Origin of the sequence: Bradyrhizobium sp. HKCCYLS3070, from assembly GCF_051167575.1 — a bacterium.
Lineage (GTDB): Bacteria > Pseudomonadota > Alphaproteobacteria > Rhizobiales > Xanthobacteraceae > Bradyrhizobium.
In genome coordinates this window covers 529714-546938 of record NZ_JBNPTI010000002.1, presented here as the reverse complement: position 1 = coordinate 546938, position 17225 = coordinate 529714, and the positions used below count along the sequence as shown (strand labels likewise).

The following is a 17225-nucleotide window of genomic DNA, read 5'->3' as shown; positions in this document are numbered from 1 at the left end:
TGCTTGCGCGGCAGGACGGGAATGATCGCCACCACCCAACCGGGCCGAAGATACGACCATGTCTCCAATCACAGGATTCCCCTTCCTTCGGGCGCCGGGCTCACGCCTGCTGACCGCGGCCGGCTGTGCTGCCGTCGGCCTGCTGCTGGCCGGCTGCGAGCAGAAAACGGCCGCAACCGCACCGCCGTCCCGGCTGGTGCGAACCGAGGTGGTCAAGCTGTCGGAGCGCCGGCAATCGATCACGCTGACCGGCGACGTCCAGGCGCGCGTGCTCGCCGACCTGTCGTTCAGGGTCAGCGGCCGCGTCACGGAGCGGCTCGTCGAGGTCGGCGCGCACGTCAAGGCCGGACAGTTGCTCGCCAGGATCGATCCGGCCGAGCAGCAGGCCGACCTGGATTCCGCCGAGGCCGCCGTGACCGCCGCGGAGTCGCAGGTGAAGGTCGCGACCTCCAACTTCAATCGGCAGCAGACGCTGCTCTCCAGCGGCTTCACGACGCGCGCGACCTTCGACCAGGCCCAGGAGACTCTGCGGACGGCGGAAGGCTCGCTGGAATCCGCCAAGGCCCAGCGCGACACCGCCAAGGACGCGCTGACCTTCACCGAGTTGCGCGCCGACGCCGACGGCACGATCACCGCGCGCAATATCGAGGTCGGCCAGGTGGCGCAGGCGGCGCAGTCCGTGTTCACGCTCGCGCGTGACGGCGATCGCGATGCCGTGGTCGACGTCTACGAGGCGGCGCTGTCGTTGAAGTTCGACGGCACCAAGGCCGCGATTGCGCTGCTCTCGGATCCCTCGGTGACGGCCAAGGGTCAAGTGCGCGAAGTCTCGCCGACCATCGATCCCAAATCCGGGACCGTCCGTGTCAAGATGGCAATCGAAAATCCGCCGCCCGAGATGATCCTCGGCAGCGCTGTCAGCGTCACCGGCTTCATCAAGCCGGAGCAACGCATTGTGCTGCCCTGGAGCGCGCTCACCGCGGCCGGCAAGACGCCGGCGGTGTGGCTGGTCGATGCCGCCGACAAGACCGTGTCGCTGAAGCCGATCACGATCGAGGACTACGAGACCGGCGCGATCGTGGTGTCGGCCGGGCTGCAACCGGGTGACCGCGTCGTAACCGATGGCGGCAAGCTGCTCAGCGTCGGCCAACAGATCGTATTCAACGAGGAGAAGCGGTCGTGATGACGCCCATGCGTTGTGTTCTTCCGCTCGGCGCGCTCGCTCTGCTCGCCGGCTGCAACGAAAAGGCCGCCGCTCCCGAGCCGGTCCGGCCGGTGCTGTCGATGAAGATCGAGCCGCAGGCGGCCAACGGCTCGGCCGTCACCGGCACGATCGAGCCGCGCTACAAGGCCGATCTCAGTTTCCGCGTGCTCGGACGGCTGATCGCCCGGCCCGTCTATGTCGGCGACATGGTCAAGCAGGACCAGGTCGTCGCGGCGATCGATCCCGCCGCGCTCGAGCTCGCCGTGCGTGCCTCGGCCGCCGAGGTCTCGCGCAGCCAGGCACAACTGACCAATGCGACCGGCACCGAGGGCCGGCAGCGCACCCTGCTGGAAACCGACGCCACCACCAAGGCGACCTTGGAGAGCGCCGAGCAGTCGCGCGCGGCCGCCCAGGCCTCCGTCGTCAAGGCGCAGTCCAATCTCGCCAAGGCGCGTGAGCAGCTCGGCTACGCCCAGCTCAAGGCGGATTTCGCCGGCATCGTCACCGCCGTCGGCGCGGAGGTCGGCCAGGTCGTCTCGCCGGGACAGAGCGTCGTCACGGTGGCGCGGCCCGACATCCGCGAGGCCGTGATCGATGTCGGCGACGACATTGCCGGGGCCTTGCAGGCCGGCACGCCGTTCACCGTGCGGCTACAGGTCGATCCCAGCGTCAGCGCCGCCGGCAAGGTGCGCGAGATCGCGCCGCGCGCCGACGCCACCACGCGCACGCGCCGCATCCGCATCACGCTCGACAATCCGCCCGAGATCATGCGGCTCGGCACCACGGTGACCGCCTCGCTCGATATCGAGCAGAAGACCGTCATCCGGCTGCCGCGCTCGGCTGTGCTCGAGCAGAACGACAAGAGCTTCGTCTGGCTGGTCGACGCTACCAGCAAGACGGTGAAGCGACAGGAAATCACGATCGCCCGCAACGAGGACGGCAGCGTCCGCGTCACCGGCGGCCTCGAAGCCGGGCAGCGCGTCGTCACCGCCGGCGTGCACAGTCTCAAGGATGGCCAGTCCGTCCGCATCGATCAGGAATCTCAGCCGTGAAGTCCTTCAACCTCTCCGACTGGGCGCTCGAGCACCGCTCGCTCGTCTGGTATTTCATGATCGCCTTCATGGCTGCGGGCCTCTTCTCCTACGTGCATCTCGGCCGCGAGGAGGATCCGTCCTTCACGATCAAGACGATGCTGATCCAGGCCAAATGGCCCGGCGCCTCCGCCGAGGAGATGACGCGGCAAGTCACCGACCGCATCGAGAAGAAGCTGGAGGAACTGCCGGCGCTCGACTACACCAAGAGCCTGACGGTGCCCGGCCAGACCACCGTGTTCGTCAATCTGCGCGACACCACCAAGGCACGAGACGTCGTCCCGACCTGGCTGCAGGTGCGCAACCTGATCAACGACATCAGGGGCGACTTCCCGTCCGGCGTCGTCGGGCCGGGATTCAATGACCGCTTCGGTGACGTGTTCGGCAACATCTACGCCTTCACCAGCGACGGCCTCAGCCAGCGCCAGCTGCGCGACCGCGTCGAGGAGGTCCGCGCCAAGGTGCTGACCGTGCCCAATGTCGGCCGCGTCGACATCGTCGGCGCGCAGAACGAGGTGATCTATCTCGAATTCTCGCCGCGCAAGGTGGCCGCGCTCGGCATCGACCAGCGCACCATCCTCAACGCGTTGCAGGCGCAGAACGCGGTGTCGCCGTCCGGCGTGCTGCAGGCCGGCCCCGAGCGCGTCGCCGTACGCGTCTCCGGCCAGTTCACCTCCGAGGAGAGCCTCAAGGCCATCAACCTGCGCATCAACGACCGCTTCTTCCCGCTCACCGACGTCGCCACCATCACCCGCGGCTATGAGGACCCGCCGACGTCGCTGTTCCGCTTCAACGGCCAGCCGGCGATCGGACTTGCCATCGGCATGAAGGCCGGCGCCAATCTGCTCGATTTCGGCGAGGCGCTGAAGGAGGAGATGGCGAAGGTCGTCGCCGACCTGCCGGTCGGCGTCGGCGTGCATCTCGTCTCGGACCAGCCCAAGATCGTCGAGGAAGCCGTCGGCGGCTTCACCAAGGCGCTGTATGAGGCCGTGATCATCGTGCTCGCGATCAGCTTCGTCAGCCTTGGCGTGCGCGCCGGCCTCGTGGTCGCGATCTCGATCCCGCTGGTGCTCGCCATCACCTTCCTGTTCATGGCCTATACCGGCATTTCGCTGCAGCGCATCTCGCTGGGCGCGCTGATCATCGCGCTCGGCCTTTTGGTCGACGACGCCATGATCGCGGTCGAGATGATGGTGGCGCGGCTCGAGGTCGGCGACTCCTTGCGCAAGGCTGCAACCTACGTCTACACCTCGACCGCCTTCCCCATGCTGACGGGAACGCTGGTGACGGTCGCGGGCTTCATTCCGATTGGCCTCAACAACAGCGCCGCCGGCGAGTTCACCTTCACGCTGTTCGTCGTGATCGCGGTGTCGCTGGTCGTGTCCTGGATCGTCGCCGTGCTGTTCGCGCCGCTGCTCGGCGTCACCATCCTGCCCGCGACCTTGCCGAGTCACCATGCCGAGGGCGGCCGGCTGACGCGGATCTTCCGCGCCATGCTCAATGCCTGCATGCGGAACCGCTGGACCACGATCGTCGCCACGGTCCTGATCTTCGGGCTGTCGGTGTTCGGCATGCGCTTCGTGCAGCAGCAGTTCTTCCCCTCCTCCGACCGTACCGAGTTGGTGATCGACTTCAACCTGCCGCAGAACTCCTCGATCGCCGAGACCAACGCGCAGATGGCGCAGTTCGAGCAGGAGGCGCTGAAGGGCAATCCCGACATCGACCATTGGTCGACCTATGTCGGCTCCGGCGCCCAGCGCTTCGTGCTGTCGTTCGACGTGCAGCCGGCCGACGTGTCGTTCGGCCAGATCATCATCGTCACCAGGAGCCTCGAGGCGCGCGACCGCGCCCGCGCCAAACTGCAGGCCTATCTGACCAAGACGTTCCCCGGCACCGACGCCTATGTGCATCTGCTCGACATCGGCCCGCCGGTCGGCCGCCCGGTGCAGTATCGCGTCAGCGGGCCCGATGTCGCCAAGGTGCGCGAGATCGCGCAGGAATTGGCCGGCGTCCTGCGCGGCAACAGCCATCTCGGGGCGGTCATCTTCGACTGGATGGAGCCGGCGCGCGTCGTGAAGGTCGACGTGCTGCAGGACAAGGCGCGCCAGCTCGGCGTCACCTCGGAGGACATCGCGAATGCGCTGAACAGCGTGCTCGACGGCACCTCGATCACCCAGGTGCGCGACGACATCTATCTGATCGACGTACGCGGCCGCGCCCAGGCCAAGGAACGGCAGTCGCTGGAGACCTTGCGCGACCTGCAGCTCTCCGGATCCAACGGCCAGTCGATCCCGCTCGCGGCGCTCGCGACCCTGCGCTACCAGATCGAGCAGCCGGAGATCTGGCGCCGCTCGCGCCAGCCGACGCTGACCTTGAAGGCCAGCGTGATCGATCAGGTGCAGCCGAACACGGTGGTCGATCAGCTCAAGCCGGCGATCACGGCCTTCGACGCCAAGCTTCCGGCCGGCTACAAGGTCGTCACCGGCGGCAGCGTCGAGGAGAGCGCCAAGAGCCAAGCGCCGATCATCGCGGTCGTCCCGATCATGCTGTTCACCATGGCCACCATCCTGATGCTGCAACTGCAGAGCTTCCAGCGGCTGTTCCTGGTGTTCGCGGTGGCCCCGCTGGCCTTGATCGGCGTCGTCGCAGCACTGCTGCCGAGCGGCGCGCCGCTGGGCTTCGTCGCCATCCTCGGCGTGCTCGCGCTGATCGGCATCCTGATCAGAAACTCGGTGATCCTGATCGTGCAGATCGAGCATCTGCGCGAAGAAGGACGGCCGCCGTGGGAGGCCGTGATGGAGGCGACCGAGCACCGCATGCGGCCGATCATGCTGACGGCGGCCGCGGCCTCGCTGGCGCTGATCCCGATCGCGCGCGAAGTGTTCTGGGGTCCGATGGCCTATGCGATGATGGGCGGCATCATCGTCGGCACGGTGCTGACCTTGCTGTTCCTGCCGGCGCTCTACGTCGCCTGGTTCCGCATCAAGGCGCCGAACACGACGGCGGCGTCCGAGGCCACGCCGCACGGGGCGTGAATCGCGGATAATTGCGTGGGATAAGCCGTTCGCGTGGGTTAAACGCCACGCGGTGGCCGGTTAGATTCGGCTTTCATGGAAGGAAGCGAATCATGACCGATCCTCAGATCGTCTGCCCCTCCTGCCGCACCGAGATCAAGCTGACCGAGCAGCTCGCAGCGCCCCTGATCGCGGAGACGCGCCGGCAGTTCGAGAGGCAGCTCCAGGCGAAAGAAGCCGATTTCGGCCGCCGCGAGGCGCAGCTCAAGGCCGCGCAGGAGCAGATCGCGCAGGCCAGGGCCGCGATCGATCAGCAGGTCGCCGCCAAGCTGAAGGCCGAGCGCGCTGCGATCGCGCAAGCCGAAGCCGAGAAGGCGCGCCAGGCCGTCGCGGATGAGATGGGCAATCGCGATCGCCAGCTCGCCGAGTTGCACGAGACCATCCTCAACAAGGACGCCAAGCTCGCCGACGCCCAGAAGGCGCAGGCCGAGATGATGCGCAAGCAGCGCGAACTCGACGAGGCCCGCCGCGAGCTCGATCTCACCATCGAGACCAAGGTGCAGGAGAGCCTTGTTGCCGTGCGCGACAAGGCGCGGCTGGAGGCCGAGGAGTCGCTGAAGGCCAAGGTCGCCGAGAAGGAAACCCAGATCGCCGGCATGCAGCGCCAGATCGAGGAACTCCGCCGCAAGGCCGAGCAGGGCTCGCAGCAGCTGCAGGGCGAGGCACTGGAGATCGAGCTGGAATCGCAGTTGCGTGCGCGCTTTCCCCGCGACCTGGTCGAGCCGGTTCCGAAGGGCGAGTTCGGCGGCGACGTGATCCATCGCGTCGTGGCCCCCAGCGGCCAGGTCTGCGGCGCGATCCTGTGGGAATCCAAGCGCACCAAGAACTGGAGCGATGGCTGGCTGGTCAAGCTGCGCGACGACCTGCGCGCCGCCAAGGCCGACATCGCGCTGATTGTCTCGAGCGCGCTGCCCAAGGGCGTCGACGGCTTCGACCTGATCGACGGCGTCTGGGTCGCCGAGCCGCGCTTCGCGCTGCCACTGTCGCTGGCACTGCGGCAGTCGCTGATCGACGTCGCCTGCAGCAAGCTCGCGCAGGAGGGCCAGCAGACCAAGATGGAGATGGTCTACGCCTATCTCACGGGGCCCCGCTTCCGCCACCGCATCGACGCCATCGTCGAGCGCTTCACCGAGATGCAGTCGGATCTCGACCGCGAGCGCAAGACCATGATGCGGCTGTGGGCCAAGCGCGAGGAGCAACTGCGCAGCGTGCTGGATTCGACGGCGGGCCTGTATGGCGACCTGCAGGGCATCGCCGGCCGCGCGATGCAGGAGATCGAGAGCCTCGACGTGCTGCTGATCGAGGGCAAGAGCGAGGCGGCGGAGTAGCGCACACCGGCCGCCGCCCCGCTCCGAGGTGTGCCAGCACCCGCAGCGCGTTTATGCTTTCCGACGCGGCCGCGTCTCGCATTCCCATGGCGGCATGTGGATACATACGGCCGCTACTGTTTCGCGATCTGCGTGCTCGCCTGTGCGTCTCTTGGCACAGCGCCCTTGTCGACCCATTCCGGCGGTGCGCCCAGACGGTTGGCGACCATGCCGATGACCCCGGGATCCCTGCCGAACGCCTCGCACGCCGCGTTCTTCGGCTTGCCGCCAAGCGCCGCGCCGATCCGTTCGATCGACGGCAGCTTCGGCACCTTGCCGAACGGCGTCTCGCCGGTCACCAGCATCTGGCCGAAATCGGCGCTGAACGAACCTGCCAAATCATAGGCATCGCCGGCCTGCGACAGCACCGGCGAGTTGGTGAACGAATTGGCGCCGCGCGCCCATACCATTGCGGCCTGCTGCCGGCCCTTGCGGTCGAGTGCCTCAGCCTCGATCGTGAGACTGCCGAGCCCGATCGGCAGCCGCGGCACCGGAACGGGAACGCCGAGCGCGCCCGGCACGGCCGACACGACCTTCGACGCACCGGCGGCGACCGGATCGGTCGGCGTCGCCTGGGTGATGAAGGTGCGCGTCGTCAGATCGGCCCTCTGATTGGGCGCCACGACCGTGAAGCGTTCGCTCAGGTTGAGACACAGCGCGCGGTCGACGGCATTGGCGACGAGCTGCCGCTGCTGGTCCGTCAGCACCGCGCCGGCCTGGCCCGAGAAGGATGTCGGCATGATACGCACGGTCTGGGCCGCGAGCACATTGTCCTTGTCGACGTTGAGCTGCGACTTGGCGAGCAGACCGTTCGATTCCGCCAGCGACTGATAGGATGCGAGCGCGCCGCTCTGCGTCATCTGCGCCGTGGCGCAGCCCGACAGGCCGAGCGCCGCGCACAGCATCATCAGGCGGATGGCGGGGGTACAGGATCTCACGAAAGCCGCGACGTCGATCTCGACCATGCTTCTCCCGCCTCACGCCCACGATGATCGCCCTCTCGCGGGCGGCGCATCCTTCTCCGAGATTTCGGACGGCGTGGGGCGGAAGCATGGAGAGATGTTTCGAAACGGCACCAACAAGGGAGACGGTGTGGCGAGCGCGGCTCGCTCCGGCGCCATTATGGCCGAGAGAAGACGGTTCACCCCACCAGCTTGTCCAATGTGATCGGCAAATCCCGTATGCGCCTTCCGGTGGCGTGATAGACCGCGTTGGCGATCGCCGCGGCGACGCCGACGATGCCGATCTCGCCGACGCCCTTGATGCCCATCTTGTTGATGATGCGATCCTCTTCGTCGACGAAGATCACCTTGATATCGTGAACGTCAGCATTCACCGGCATGTGATACTCGGCGATGTTGGCGTTCATGATGCGCCCGAACCGCTGGTCGATCTGGGCTTCTTCGTGCAACGCCATGCCGATGCCCATGACGACCCCGCCCATGATCTGGCTCGAAGCCGTCTTGGTGTTGAGGATGCGCCCGGCGGCGACGGCATTGACGATACGCGTCACCCTGACGACGCCGAGCTCCTCATCAACCTTCGCTTCGGCGAAAACCGCCGAGTGGGTGTTGTGGGCGTGCTTGTCGTCGTCCTCGAACTCCGAGCCGCGCTCCTTCTCGATGCGGTCCTTGCCACCGTGACGCATCACGTCCGACATCGCCAACGACCGGCTGCGATCGGAAATGGCGACGATGGCGCCATCGGCGAGCGTCACTTCGTCGGCGGTGAGCCCCTGCAACGGCGAGCCCGGGATGGTGTGCGCGATCTTCAGCAGCTCCGCCCGGATATCATCGGCGGCGTTGACGATCGCATGCGAGATCGAGGCTGCGGTCCACGAACCTCCCTCCACCGGCGCCTTGGGCAGCGTGGAGTCGCCCAGCTTCACATTGATGCTGTCGAGCGGCACGCCGAGCATGTCGGCGGCGACCTGCGCCATGATCGTGTAGGTGCCGGTGCCGATATCGGAGGTCGCGCTCGCCACCTCGACATGTCCATTCGCCGTCATCACGATCCGCGTCGCGAACGGCATCTGCAGTGCCTCCCAGGCGCCGCTCGCCATGCCCCAGCCGACGAGTTCTCGGCCGTCACGCATCGACCGTGGCTCGGGATTGCGCTTCAACCAGCCGAACGCCTCAGCGCCCTGCTGATAGCACTCCTTCAGCCGCTTGCTGGAGAACGGCAGATCCTTGTCCTGATCCCGATCGGAATAGCAGCGCAGGCGCAATTCGAGAGGATCCATCTTCAGCGCGACGGCGAGCTCGTCCATCGCGCATTCCAGTCCGTAGACGCCACTGGCGGCGCCGGGCGCGCGCATGTCGCCGGGCGTCGGCACGTCGAGCTTGGCGAGGCGGTGCGTCGCGCGCGAAGTGGCGGAGGTGTAGAGCACATCGCCCCAGCCGATGTCGTTGCGCGAGAATGTCTCGTGCTGCGAGGTCATCGCCACGGCCTCGTGCGTCAGCGCCGCCAGCGTACCGTCCTCACGGGCGCCGAGCGCCAGCCGCTCGATCGTCGCAGGGCGATAGCACAGGCCATACATCTGGGCGCGGCTGAGCACGACGCGCACCGCGCGCTTCAGCTTCAGCGCGGCCATGGCGGCGAGCACCACTTGGTATTGCGGCCGCAGCCCGGAGCCGAACGCGCCGCCGACGAACGGCGACATCACCTGGACGTCGTCCTCCGTCAGCTGGAACACGCTGCAGACGTAGCGCTGCACATTCTGCACGCCCTGGGTCTTGTCGTAGACCACGAGCTTGCCGCCCTCGCGCCAGAGCACCGTCGACGCGTAGAGCTCCATCGGGTTGTGATATTCGATCGGGACGCCATAGTCGGCATCGTGACGCACGGCTGCGCCGGCAAGCGCCTTTGTCGCGTCGCCGCGCGGCTTGAGCGGCTTGTCGACCTTGAAAGCCTGCTCGCGCCGCGCATGGAGGTCGGTCGCGAAGCTCTCGGCCAGATACTCTACCGCGACCAGCGTCGCCGCGAAACGCGCGGTGTCCTCGTCCTCGGCGACGACCAGCGCCACCGGCTGGTAGTTGAAATGCACCCGGTCGTCATAGAGCGGACGATAGGGCGAGCCGTCCTCCGGCGCGACCTCGTCGCGAAATGCGTCATCGTTGTCCGCCATCCTGACCCGGTTGGCGTGGGTCAGCACGTCGAGGACGCCGTCGACGGCCAGGGCGCGGCCGGTATCGATGCGCACGACCCGCCCCTTCGGAATGGTGGAATTGACCACGACGCCGAAGGCGAGATCGGGCGCGGTGAACTCGGCGGCATATTTGGCGACACCGGTGACCTTGGCGCGGCCGTCGATGCGGGAGGTGGCTGTGCCGATGCGAGCTGTCATGACATCACCGGATGGTCTTGATGGCTTGAATCTGGGGCGTTGCGTTCGCGGCCTGGGTCAGGGTGCGCACGATGGCGCGGCGCGCCAACGGGATCTTGAAGGCGTTGTGCGTGGCGGCTTTCGCATCGCTCAGCAGGATGTTCGCAGCGCGGCCGAACGCCTGGGGATCCGGCGCCTGCCCGCGCAGCGCGGCTTCGGCCGCCTCATTGCGCCACGGCTTGTGGGCGACGCCGCCGAGCGCCAGGCGCGCCTCGCCGATGCGGCCGCCGTCGAGCTCGAGCGCAGCGGCGACCGAGACCAGCGCGAATGCGTAGGACAGGCGATCGCGGATCTTCAGATAGCTGTGATTCGCGGCGAAGCCCTGCGGGGGCAGCTCGATCGCGGTGATGATCTCGTCGACGCGCAGCGTGTTGTCGAGATCCGGCCGGTCGCCGGGCAGCCGATGGAAGTCCGCAAGGGCGATGACGCGCTCGCCCGAGGAGCCCGCGACCTGCACCTTGGCGTCGAGCGCGGCGAGCGCCACGCACATGTCGGAGGGGTGGGTCGCGATGCAATCGGCGCTGGCGCCGAGGATGGCATGGCCGCGGTTGAGACCGTCGACCGCCGAGCAGCCGGCGCCGGGCGTGCGCTTGTTGCAGGGCGTGGCGACGTCGTAGAAGTAGGCGCAGCGCGTCCGCTGCAGCAGATTGCCGCCGGTCGAGGCCATGTTGCGCAGCTGCGCCGAGGCGCCGGCGAGGATCGCGCTCGCCAGCAGCGGATAGCGGCTCTCGATGAGGGGGTGATAGGCGAGCGTGTTGTTCGGGACCAGCGCGCCGATCCTGACGCCGCCGGCGCTCGTCTCCTCCACATTCGTCAGCGGCAGGTGGCTGATGTCGATCAGCTGACGCGGCTGCTCGACGTGATACTTCATCAGGTCGATCAGGTTGGTGCCGCCGGCGATGAACTTGGCCTCCGGCGTCGCCGCCTTCAGCCTGACGGCCTCGGCGACATCGCTGGCGCGCGCGTAGTCGAAATTGTTCATCGGCTGCCTCCCATCGCCTGCTCGATGGCGCCGACGATGTTCGGATAGGCGCCGCAACGACAGATGTTGCCGCTCATCAGCTCGCGGATCTCGTCCTTCGTCTTCGCCCTGCCCTCGGCGATCAGGCCGGCGGCCGAGCAGATCTGGCCCGGCGTGCAATAGCCGCATTGGAAGGCATCGTGATCGATGAAGGCCTGCTGCAGCGGGTGCAGCTCATCACCCTTGGCGAGTCCCTCGATGGTCGTGATCTCGGCGCCGTCTTTCATGACCGCGAGCGTCAGGCAGGAGAGCACGCGGCGGCCGTCGATCAGCACGGTGCAAGCGCCGCATTGGCCGTGATCGCAGCCCTTCTTGGTGCCGGTGAGGTCGAGATGATTGCGCAGGAGATCGAGCAGCGTGGTCCAGGGTGCCACCGACAGCGTGTGCGACTGGCCATTGATCTGAAGCGTGACGGACAGAGGGGCAGGCTTTGCGGTGGACGCGGCGCTCTGGCGCGGTGGCGACGGGCTCATGCGGGGTCTCCGTTGACGGACCCGCATCAACCCGCGATGGCGCGAATGGTTCTTGGCAATCTTCGAGCAGCGGACAGCAGGAATTGCTCAGCCGGCACGCGCAGAATGTGCACGGCAGAACCGCTTGCCGATCAATCGTTTCGTCAACCAGACTCAGGCGGCGCGGCCGAGCCACGCCCGCATCTTCTGGGCCAGGCTGCGGCGTGGCGCACCATCCAGCGCCTCCGCATCCGCGGCGGCCACGTCTTCGCGCGGCGCGGCGGCTTCTGCGCCGGCATTCGGCACGTCCGACGGCCTGTCCTTACTCGGGCTGCTTTCGGCATCCGGCGCGGCCTTGCTCGGCACGAGCGACTTGATCGCTGCGGCCACGGCCTCGATACGCTCGAGGTCCGCCGGCTCACGCGCGCTTGCAGCGGGTTCGGCCGCCATCGGGACCGGGTGGGCCTCCGCCGGCACTGCTGCCGGATCCGAAGCAGTCGGTTCGGATTGACCGAGGTCGGGCGCCGCAGCCGCAAGCACGGCTTCGGCGGGCTGCTCGCCCGGCACTGCGATCGCGAAGTCGGCGATCTCCGGAGCCGGCGCTGGGGCGGGCTCCACGACCCGGCTGCGGCGCTTCCTGGCGGTTGCAGGCTTTGCCGCGACCGCCGCCGTCTCCGCTGCGACCTTCTCGACCGGCTTCTTGTCAGCGGCGGTCTTCGCCACCACCTCGGGCGCGGACTTCGCCTTGGTCTTGCGGATCAGGCCTGCGAGCGCGTACGGCCCGACGGTCTCCAGGAACGTCTTCTCATGATCGCGCGACAGCCGCCCCACCGCCGCATCGAGCGGCAGCCAGTCGACGGCGCGGACATCGTCCATCAGCGGCTGCGACGGCTCGTCGGCCGCTTCCATGCGCCAGTAGTGCACGACCTTGGCACGCGTGCCGGTATCGTAGACCAGGGTGCCGAGGAATTCATGCACGGTGACCTTGTGGCCGGTCTCCTCCAGCACCTCGCGCCTGGCGGCGTCGCGCGGCGTCTCGCCGTCGTCGAGCTTGCCCTTCGGCAGCACCCATTCGTCGCGCTTGCGCAGGCGCACGACCGCGATGCGCGGCGGCTGTTCCCGCCGCAGCACGATGCCCCCTGCCGCCATGATCGGCGCTCTCGCCATCGCCTCTCCCGAGCCGCAACGACCGCAACTCCCGCGGTCTGATTCGTCAGTTGAACGCTCCGATATAGGACTGCGCAACGCCGAAATCGAGATTCCGCAAGCGTGGACCTGACATTCATCCGGCGGCGACGCGCCTGCGCCACAGTGGCTGTCCGGCCCGGATGCGGGCGCCTTCCGCCACATCGGGGCAGAATGTGAAGTCGCCGGGCGCGAGCAGGATGATGGTGGAGCCGTGCTCGAACCAGCCGAGCTCGTCCCCCTTGCGCACATTGTTGTTACAGGCATAGGCGAGCGGTCGCTCGGTCTGCGCGTTCAATACGCGGTCGAGCGCATGCAGGCGGATACTCGCCACCAGGATCGCCGCCACCGGCACGATCGTGAACGGCTCGCCGGAGGTAAGATGCGTGCGGATCACCGCGCGCTCGTTCTTGCAGAACAGCCGCTCGACCCGCTTCAGCGCGATCGGATTGACGTTCCAGACGTCGCCATGGATCAGGCTGACATGCTCGATCGTCATGTCGGCCGGCGCGTGGAAGCGGTGATACATGCTCGAGGTCAGACGCAAGGTGACGAAGCTGCCGTTGCGATGGGTCTCGACCACGGCCGGATCCGCGACGAGCTCGCGCAGCGAATAGGGCGCGCCCTTGATCTGGTAGAGCTCGCCGTCGCGGATCAGGCCGTGGGCGCCGATGATGCCGTCGGACGGGCTGGTGACGATGGCGGGATCGGGATCGAACGGCCGCAGGCCGGGCTTCAGCTCGCGCGTGAAGCAGGCGTGCAGGCTCTTGAAGCGGCTCTCCTTGGCCTCGGAGAGATCGAGGTCGGAGAACAGCTTCCACAGCGCGATCGACGCGTCCCGGACGAGCGGGTTCTCGATCTTGGAGAACCAGCCCATGAAGCGGGTCAGCGCGGCGCGCGGCACGCGGTTGGTGAGCAGGAAGTTGAGGTCTTCCTGTTGGGTGACGGAGGCGATCAGGCTTTTGACTGTCATGAATCTGTCAGCAGGAGGGGTTAGCGCTTTTGGACATGATGGAAAACTCGATTCCTTATGTATCGCTCGCCGTTGGCGCTGCCGTGACGGCCGCCATGGCCCCGAAGGTCAAGGCCCGCATCGAACTGTCGCGCGCCAAGCACCGCTCGCTGGCCGGCCATTCCAAGATGTCGCGCCGGATCTCCAGGCTGATCCCGCGCTATGAGTTCGAGATCGACGACTTCTTCCGCTCCGACGGCGCACCGCCGGATGTCGCGACCCAGCGGCAGGACGGCTTCTTCCGGCTCGGCGCGCTGTTCCAGGAGAAGTTCGCCAAGAGCCGCGCGCTGACGGCGGAAGCCGCAAGCCGCATCTCCGACCTGCAGTTCACCCAGAGCTACCGGGTCCCGTTCCAGTACAGCCGTCTGGTCAAGGAGCAGCTCGGCGCCGGCTCGTTCATGCAGGTTTCCTCCGGCGTGACCCTGACCGATCTCGACGGCAACCGGTTCTACGATCTCACCGGCTCCTACGGCGTCAACATCTTCGGCTATGACTTCTACAAGGAGTGCATCGCGGCTGCCGAGCGGCGCGCGAGCGCGCTCGGCCCGGTGCTCGGGCTCTATCACCCGGTCGTCGCTGACAACGTGAAGCGCCTGACCGAGCTGTCCGGCATGGACGAGGTCTCGTTCCACATGTCCGGCACCGAGGCGGTGATGCAGGCGGTGCGGCTCGCCCGCTACCACACCGGCCGCACGCATCTGGTCCGGTTCGCCGGCGCCTATCACGGCTGGTGGGGCGACGTACAGCCCGGCGTCGGCAACCCGATCGCGCCGCACGAGACCTACACCTTGGCCGAGATGTCCGAGCGCACGCTGCACGTCCTGCGCACGCGGCGCGACATCGCCTGCGTGCTGGTCAATCCGCTGCAGGCGCTGCATCCGAACGGCAATGCGCCCGGCGACTCGGCGCTGGTCGATTCCTCGCGCAAGGGTCGCTACGACCGCGAAGCCTACACCGCCTGGCTGAAGCAACTGCGCGAGGTCTGCACGGAACGCGGCATCGTGCTGCTGTTCGACGAGGTGTTCCTCGGCTTCCGGCTCGCGCCGGGCGGCGCCCAGGAGTATTTCGGCGTCAAGGCCGACATGGTGACCTACGGCAAGAGCCTCGGCGGCGGCCTGCCGATCGGCGTTGTCTGCGGCAAGCGCGAGCTGATGCGCCGCTTCCGCGACGACCGCCCGGCCGACATCTGCTTCGCCCGTGGCACCTTCAACTCCCATCCTTATGTGATGGCGGCGATGGACGAATTCCTGAGCCGGCTCGACAGCCCGAACTTCCGCGCCATCTACGACGGCCTGGATGAAACCTGGAACGGCCGCGCCGCGCAGCTCAACACCGCGCTGGCCGAGCACGACATGCCGGTGCGCGTCTCCAATATGCATTCGATCTGGCTGGTCGAATACACCGTGCCGTCGCGCTACAATTGGATGCTGCAATACTACCTGCGTGCCGAGGGCCTGGCGCTGAGCTGGGTCGGCACCGGTCGCTTGATCTTCAGCCTGAACTACACCGACGCCGATTTTGCCGAGGTGACGAAGCGCTTCGTCTCGGCGGCCGAGAAGATGAAGCAGGACGGCTGGTGGTGGAACGACGGCACGCTCACCAACAAGGCGATCAAGCGGCAGATTCTGAAAGAGATGCTCGGCGCCGTGGTCAAGCGCTGAGCTCGCTGCCACCCTCCCCTGGAGGGGGAGGGTCGCCTCACGGGACGCGCAGCGGCGCGTGAGGCGGGGTGGGGTGATCCCTCCACACAGTTCAGTGCCGGTGGAGGCATCACCCCACCCCGACGCGCGCTTCGCACGCGTCGACCCTCCCCCTCCAGGGGAGGGTGGCACGTGCCGCATGGCTGCAAGCTCGCTCGATTTCACCTCACAGCCCCCCACAAATACCGATGCCCGGGACCGGCCCGGGCATCGCGCAACTCTGACGCAGCGGCCGGCTCAGGCGTGCTGCTCTTCGAGGCCTTCGTTCATCAGGTGCAGGCCGGGGTCGATCAGCTCGCCGCGCAGCAGCGCCAGCGGAGCCGAGCGGTACTGCATGAAATCGTTGAACGGGTCGGTGATGATCTTGGTCATCCAGACGAGACCGGTCTCGACGTCGCGGATGAAGAACAAATGGATGGTGCGGAACAGCAAGCCGCCGATGCCGATCACGAGCCAGAGCTTGGCAGTCTCGCGCACGAAGTCCATCGCCGAGGTCCAGGGCGGCAGCAGGCCGAACAGGGTCGGCTGCAGATAGAGCACCACGGGGGCCGCGGCCCAGATCGACATCAGCACGACCTTGCGCTGCAGGTTGTAGCCGACCTTGATCTCTTCCTTGTGCTCGTGGGTCGCCTGGTTGACGTGGTCGTAGCCCTTCGGCTCGAAGAAGAAGTGGCCCGCCTGGCGCGAGGTCATCGACACCAGCCAGCCGATCAGCGCCGAGACCAGCGGATCGAACACCATCATCACGTAGGCGATCATGAAGCTGAGCGCGCTGACGAAGTGGAGGCTCTGGTTGATACGGCTGTGATGATAGTAGCGATGGTCGTCCCAGCGCTGGATCCGCAGCTGTTCCAGGAAATGCTTGATCATGGTTGCTCCGAAGAATGAGTTGCAGGTCGTTTACAGGGATTCGGTGTAGATCGCATGACATCATCAAGATGTCATGCGATCGGACGCAGCGAAACGTTTCGGACGACGTAGAACGTCGCAGGGCGATAGAGGGCGGCCGCGGCTTCAGGCCGCGGCGGCACGCTCCAGCTTGCGGAAGCGGACCAGCGAGAAATGGCCGAGCGGCGGGATCAGGCGGCGCTCGACCAGCTCCATGCGCTCGGCGCCGGCGAGCCAGCGCAGGTAGCGCGACCAGCCGAACTCGGCGGTACGGAAACCGAGCCGGCGCACCACCGGCTGCAGCGCCTGCTCGATCACCCGGCGCAGGCCGTCATCGGCGCTGACGCGGGTCAGGATGATCAGTTCGCCGCCCGGGCGCAGCACGCGCGCGAACTCGTCGAGCGCGACTTCCGGGTTCGGCACGGCGGTGACGACATATTGCGCCATCACGACATCGAACGAATCGTCGGCAAAGTCGAGCTGCTCGGCGTCCATCACCGCGAGACCCTCGACGTTCTTCAGCCGCTGGTCGGCGACGCGCCGCATCGCCTTGCCGAGCATCGCCTCGGAGATGTCGGTGCCGAAGACGCGGACATGCGGCGCATAGAGCGGCAGCGAGATGCCGGTGCCGACGCCGACCTCGAGCACGCGCCCGCCGAGCTTGTTCGTGGCTGATATCGCGGCCTTGCGGCCCTTCTCGAACACGCCGCCGAACACGAGGTCGTAGATCGGTGCCCAGCGGTCATAGGCCTGCTCGACCTGCTCGCGATCGAAGTCGAGCTCCCGCGCGCCGCCGAGCTTCATGGTTTCTGCCATCGTTACATCTCACTTGGGTTTGGAATTGATGGA

General features: G+C 67.0%; 13 protein-coding genes. 5 read left to right on the top strand and 8 right to left on the bottom strand.

Annotated features, from left to right (window positions below; translation table 11 throughout):
• Positions 1 to 58 precede the first annotated feature (58 nt).
• The 4 genes from ACQR03_RS11135 (at position 59) to ACQR03_RS11120 (ending at position 6694) form a co-directional block, all read left to right on the top strand.
• Positions 59 to 1180 carry an efflux RND transporter periplasmic adaptor subunit gene (locus tag ACQR03_RS11135; protein WP_434841284.1) on the top strand — a complete coding sequence of 374 codons (1122 nt, stop codon included), beginning with the start codon at positions 59 to 61 and terminating at the stop codon, positions 1178 to 1180.
• Complete coding sequence (locus ACQR03_RS11130; protein WP_315769637.1) at positions 1177 to 2253, top strand: efflux RND transporter periplasmic adaptor subunit; 1077 nt, start codon at positions 1177 to 1179, stop codon at positions 2251 to 2253. Before ACQR03_RS11135 ends, ACQR03_RS11130 begins: the two co-directional genes overlap by 4 nt.
• Complete coding sequence (locus tag ACQR03_RS11125; protein WP_434841285.1) at positions 2250 to 5327, top strand: efflux RND transporter permease subunit; 3078 nt, start codon at positions 2250 to 2252, stop codon at positions 5325 to 5327. The genes ACQR03_RS11130 and ACQR03_RS11125 overlap by 4 nt, the downstream gene beginning before the upstream one ends.
• Positions 5328 to 5419: 92 nt before the next feature.
• Entirely contained in the window at positions 5420 to 6694 is a 1275-nt protein-coding gene (locus ACQR03_RS11120) for a DUF2130 domain-containing protein (RefSeq protein WP_434841286.1), read from the top strand.
• A 113-nt stretch (positions 6695 to 6807) separates the two neighbouring features.
• Here ACQR03_RS11120 and ACQR03_RS11115 read toward each other — a convergent pair whose 3' ends face one another.
• From ACQR03_RS11115 to asd, 6 genes are all read right to left on the bottom strand, one after another.
• Positions 6808 to 7698, bottom strand: coding sequence for a DUF3313 domain-containing protein (locus ACQR03_RS11115; protein WP_434841287.1), 891 nt, complete (start codon positions 7696 to 7698; stop codon positions 6808 to 6810).
• A gap of 176 nt (positions 7699 to 7874) precedes the next feature.
• The gene (locus tag ACQR03_RS11110; RefSeq protein WP_434841288.1) at positions 7875 to 10079 is read right to left on the bottom strand and encodes a xanthine dehydrogenase family protein molybdopterin-binding subunit; all 2205 of its coding nucleotides are present in this window, start codon (positions 10077 to 10079) and stop codon (positions 7875 to 7877) included.
• A gap of 4 nt (positions 10080 to 10083) precedes the next feature.
• Positions 10084 to 11100 carry an FAD binding domain-containing protein gene (locus tag ACQR03_RS11105; RefSeq protein ID WP_315750262.1) on the bottom strand — a complete coding sequence of 339 codons (1017 nt, stop codon included), beginning with the start codon at positions 11098 to 11100 and terminating at the stop codon, positions 10084 to 10086.
• Positions 11097 to 11612 (bottom strand): (2Fe-2S)-binding protein, encoded by a 516-nt coding sequence (locus ACQR03_RS11100; RefSeq protein ID WP_315750261.1) that lies wholly within the window; start codon positions 11610 to 11612, stop codon positions 11097 to 11099. The genes ACQR03_RS11105 and ACQR03_RS11100 overlap by 4 nt, the downstream gene beginning before the upstream one ends.
• 153 nt (positions 11613 to 11765) lie before the next feature.
• Positions 11766 to 12758: an NUDIX domain-containing protein gene (locus tag ACQR03_RS11095; protein WP_315750260.1), complete on the bottom strand. Its 993-nt coding sequence runs from the start codon at positions 12756 to 12758 to the stop codon at positions 11766 to 11768.
• Between the two features lie 115 nt (positions 12759 to 12873).
• Positions 12874 to 13749 (bottom strand): archaetidylserine decarboxylase, encoded by an 876-nt coding sequence (gene asd, locus ACQR03_RS11090; protein WP_315750259.1) that lies wholly within the window; start codon positions 13747 to 13749, stop codon positions 12874 to 12876.
• Between the two features lie 35 nt (positions 13750 to 13784).
• Here asd and ACQR03_RS11085 point away from each other — a divergent pair, with 35 nt between their 5' ends.
• Positions 13785 to 15449 (top strand): aminotransferase class III-fold pyridoxal phosphate-dependent enzyme, encoded by a 1665-nt coding sequence (locus ACQR03_RS11085; protein WP_434841289.1) that lies wholly within the window; start codon positions 13785 to 13787, stop codon positions 15447 to 15449.
• Between the two features lie 276 nt (positions 15450 to 15725).
• Here ACQR03_RS11085 and ACQR03_RS11080 read toward each other — a convergent pair whose 3' ends face one another.
• Together ACQR03_RS11080 and ACQR03_RS11075 are read right to left on the bottom strand one after the other, a co-directional pair.
• On the bottom strand, positions 15726 to 16358 hold the full coding sequence (locus tag ACQR03_RS11080) for a hypothetical protein (RefSeq protein ID WP_316174830.1): 633 nt from the start codon (positions 16356 to 16358) through the stop codon (positions 15726 to 15728).
• A 144-nt stretch (positions 16359 to 16502) separates the two neighbouring features.
• Positions 16503 to 17192, bottom strand: a complete 690-nt coding sequence (locus ACQR03_RS11075) for a class I SAM-dependent methyltransferase (RefSeq protein WP_434841290.1) — start codon at positions 17190 to 17192, stop codon at positions 16503 to 16505.
• Positions 17193 to 17225: the final 33 nt, after the last annotated feature.